We start from the raw sequence: 3,786 nt of genomic DNA on the forward strand, positions 1-3,786 counted from the left end.
TTGTTCCTCCAACATAAAAAGCACCTTCTGGCACATATACCATTTCTATGGCAAATACCTGAATGTCTATAATGTCATTAGTGTCGGTAGAACCAAAGTTCCAACGTATTTGATTGTTTTGGAAATTTACATTTCCACTTCCATCGGCACTTCTAAAAATAAATGCTCCAATACCGTCTGAAGTAACATCGATTGTAGCGCCAGAAGCCGCAACTGAGTTGGCTTGACTTATAATTCCGTGTGTCCAAGTTCCGTTGTTTACTCTGTATTTAATAAATACCCAAGCAGCATCATAATTAGATGGCCCTGAGCTAATTCTCCATGAATTTTCCCAGAAGAGATCAAACTCTACATGTACCCAGTTAGAAACTTCATTTAAGTTTTCAAGTGAGATGTTGTTCACTTGGATGTTGTTTGCTTTCGTATTTGTGCTGAAAGCAAAACAAATTAGCATTAAGAATAGTGTAATTTTTTTCATTACTTTGATTTTGATTTGTTAGTATTAGATAAATTGTATTCTTGTTTTTTGTGTGCGCATAACGTACATATTTTTAAACTACATAGCTATCAAAATTTGGGGTGGGCTTGATAATGGATCAAATATATAAGATGAAGTCGCTCTAAAGTACAGTTTTTGTATAAATGGAGTCAAATGTTGTATAGTCTGTTTTCCTTAAAAAAGGTGAAAATCCCCTTGTTTGTTATTTATTTAGGAAACTAAACCGCACATACATATTTTTGAACCAATGATACTAACGATATCATATTTTAACCCGAAAAGCGTACCTTTAAACTATAAAACCATTACTTATGCTAAAAGCAGTTTTAATAGACGATGAACCTAAAGCCCTTGAAAGCCTCAAATGGGAGCTAGATGATTTCAGTGATGAAATTGAAGTACTTGCTAAGTTTTCCGATCCTGAAGAAGCTTTAATATATATAGAAAAGACACCTTGCGATTGCCTTTTTTTAGATATTGAAATGCCAACAATGGATGGTTTTCAGTTTTTAAACAGATTAAAAACAAAGGATTTTGCCGTTATTATAACTACCGCTTATAATGAATATGCTATTAAAGCCTTAAAAGAAGAAGCAATTGATTATTTGTTGAAACCAATTGATAATGACGATTTAAAAGTTGCTATAGCGAAGGTGAAAAAGTACATTTCTCGCAACGATGTTTCTACCGAAAAGTTTGAGCGTATTTTATCTGATTACAACAGTCGATTCAATAAAAAAAGAATTACGATTAATACAGATGGGAAACTTATTTTTCTCGATTTAGATGATTTGCTTTTTGCAGAATCTGATGGTAATTATAGTACTTTATATTTGACAAATTCGAAGAAAATAGTACTGACAAAAAAGCTAAAAGAGGTAAATGCGATGTTACCAGACGAGCGTTTTTTTAGAATTCACAATTCATATATAGTCAATTTAGACAAAATCAAGGAGTTTATAAAATCGGATGGTTACGTCATTTTGGTTTCCAATCATAAAATACCTATTTCAAGACAGCGTAAAGCCGCTTTCTTAGAAAAATTATAAAGAAAATTTAAAGTGTATGTGCCAATTACCTAAGAATGTATTATTCATTCTTTCTCTCTTCTTATCTACCATTAGCTTTTCACAAACTGTTGACACTAGTTTAGTGGAAGTAGCCAATGCACTTTTAGAAAAAAAGGTCAAAGCGTATGGAGTTATTGATGAAAAATTAGAATTATATAAGAGAGATTCTTTACAACTTCAATATTTAGCAGACCTATATAAAAGGAAAAAATATTTAGAAGGAGAAAGTTATGTTTTAAATGCAATGGGCGAATATTGTCGAAATACGTCACAATATGATAAAGCCATTTTATTTCATAAAGATGCCTTAGCTAAAGCAGAAACAGCAGAAAACAAACAGTTGCATGTAAGATCGCTTAATATGCTAGGTGTTGTGTACCGTAGAATTGAAGATATACGAAAGGCATTAGATTACCATCAAGAAGCTTTGGTACTTGCCGAAAGTATTGAAGAAAGAACAATTGTAGTAAAGAAAAGTATCGCCGTTTCACTAAATAGTATGGGAAATATCTATTTGGTATTGGAACAATATGATTTGGCAGTGCAACGCTTTAAAAAATCAATGGAGATAGAGGAAAGCGTTGGTAATAAATTAGGTTTGGCAATCAACTATCATAATATAGGATATGCCAAAGAAGCTACAGGAGATTTAGAAGGCGCACTAACTGATTACAGAGAATCATTGCGATATAACGATGAAATTGATTCTGATTTAGGGCGTGTTATTTGTAATTCTACAATCGGGAGAGTATACATCAAACAAGAAAAATATCAAAAAGCAGTCAGAATTCTTAATACTACTTTAGCAATGGGGAAAGGCTTACGAGATAAATTTCACCTTTCGAGCGTATATCTTAATTTAGGTTGGGTTAATTTAGAATTAAAAAACTATAACCTTGCCGATAAATTTTTAAAAGAAGGGTTGACACTTTCTAAAGAATTTAATTTAAAAAGTGCCGAAGCAGAAGCCTACAAACATCTTTCTACATTGTCAAAAAATCAAGGACAATTTGAGCAAGCTTTAGTATATCAAAAGCAGTCGTATGAATTGGATGAAGATATCAGAAATGATAAAAACTTTAAGTATGTAAATGATTTGATTGCAAAAAACGATCAAGAACGATACAATCTGAAAATTGAAAATCTTGAAAAAGAAAACGCTACAGTAAAGCAAACCTTAAAAAGAAATAAAAGTATTTGGATTACGAGCAGTATTGTTTTAGCGTTTTTAGCAATTATGATCTATATCTTATACCGACAACGTTTATTAAATAACGAAAAGAAGATTTTGACCTTAGAGCAAGATATGTTGCGTAGTCAAATGAATCCGCATTTTGTGTTTAACTCATTGAATTCTATCAAACAATACATCATCAGTAATGAGCAGAAAAATGCAGTACATTACCTAAATAAATTTGCAAAGCTAATCCGTAAAATATTAGATGCTTCTCGCGTAAAAGTGGTTTCACTTGGTGACGAATTAGACACCATGGATTTGTATATGAGTATTGAAAATATTCGTTTCTCCAATGAAATTAATTTTGAAATATTGGTTGATGAAGAAATTAATCTCGATCAAATAAAAATGCCATCACTTGTATTACAACCTTTCTTAGAAAATGCATTGTGGCATGGGTTATCTTCCAAGAAAGGAGAAAAGAACATCAAGCTATCTGTTACAAAAACGCAAGAAGATTATGTAACAATTGCCATTACCGATAACGGAATTGGACGCGAAGCTGCACAACAAATTGCAACAAATAAAATTGTAAAACGAAAATCAATTGGAATTTCATTGACTAAAAACCGTTTGACAAACTTTGTGAAAGATTTTAAGAACAACTTCACTGTAAATTTCGTGGACTTAAAAGATCAATATCAAAACCCAAGCGGAACCGAAGTTGTACTCAATATTCCGCTTCGATAGTTATAACATATAAAATAAATAGATTTGTATCTATTTGCCTCCACCATTTCTTCTACCTTCAGCTGCTCTTGATGATGTAGCTGGACAACTAGGAACTATTGAATATGTACATTCTTCTTCAGAATCACAAGTACCTGTATAATTACCTGCAGCTCCAGCTTTTAACTGATCTAAATTTTCTAGTTTAGCAATCGTGTTTTTTATAAACTTTAGTTTTCTCATAAGAAATATTTAAATGTTTTTAAATAGGATTGTAAATGTATAAGATTGTGACTTATGAAAGTGAAAAA

At 31.6% G+C, this 3,786-nt stretch carries 3 protein-coding genes and 1 pseudogene; 2 read left to right on the top strand and 2 right to left on the bottom strand.

Annotated features, from left to right (window positions below):
* Window positions 1-478 (bottom strand): annotated as a pseudogene (locus tag AB8B65_RS17025) (hypothetical protein); the annotation flags it as partial.
* A 332-nt stretch (window positions 479-810) separates the two neighbouring features.
* Between AB8B65_RS17025 and AB8B65_RS17030 the strand changes: the two are divergent.
* A complete protein-coding gene (locus AB8B65_RS17030; protein ID WP_405302482.1) occupies window positions 811-1,548 on the top strand; it encodes a LytR/AlgR family response regulator transcription factor in 738 nt (245 codons plus the stop codon).
* Window positions 1,549-1,564: 16 nt separating this feature from the next.
* Complete coding sequence (locus AB8B65_RS17035) at window positions 1,565-3,496, top strand: tetratricopeptide repeat protein (protein ID WP_405302483.1); 1,932 nt, start codon at window positions 1,565-1,567, stop codon at window positions 3,494-3,496.
* Window positions 3,497-3,526: 30 nt separating this feature from the next.
* Here the strand turns inward: AB8B65_RS17035 and AB8B65_RS17040 are convergent, their stop codons facing one another.
* Window positions 3,527-3,718, bottom strand: a complete 192-nt coding sequence (locus tag AB8B65_RS17040) for a hypothetical protein (protein WP_405302484.1) — start codon at window positions 3,716-3,718, stop codon at window positions 3,527-3,529.
* Window positions 3,719-3,786: the final 68 nt, after the last annotated feature.

It is taken from the genome of Kordia sp. (assembly GCF_045105435.1).
In the GTDB taxonomy this organism is placed as follows: domain Bacteria; phylum Bacteroidota; class Bacteroidia; order Flavobacteriales; family Flavobacteriaceae; genus Kordia.

Bases quoted from the DNA above. Each gene is read 5' to 3' on its own strand.
- AB8B65_RS17030 (WP_405302482.1), top strand. From the start codon at position 811: ATGCTAAAAGCAGTTTTAATAGACGATGAACCTAAAGCCCTTGAAAGC.
- AB8B65_RS17035 (WP_405302483.1), top strand. From the start codon at position 1,565: ATGTGCCAATTACCTAAGAATGTATTATTCATTCTTTCTCTCTTCTTA.
- AB8B65_RS17040 (WP_405302484.1), bottom strand. From the start codon at position 3,718: ATGAGAAAACTAAAGTTTATAAAAAACACGATTGCTAAACTAGAAAAT.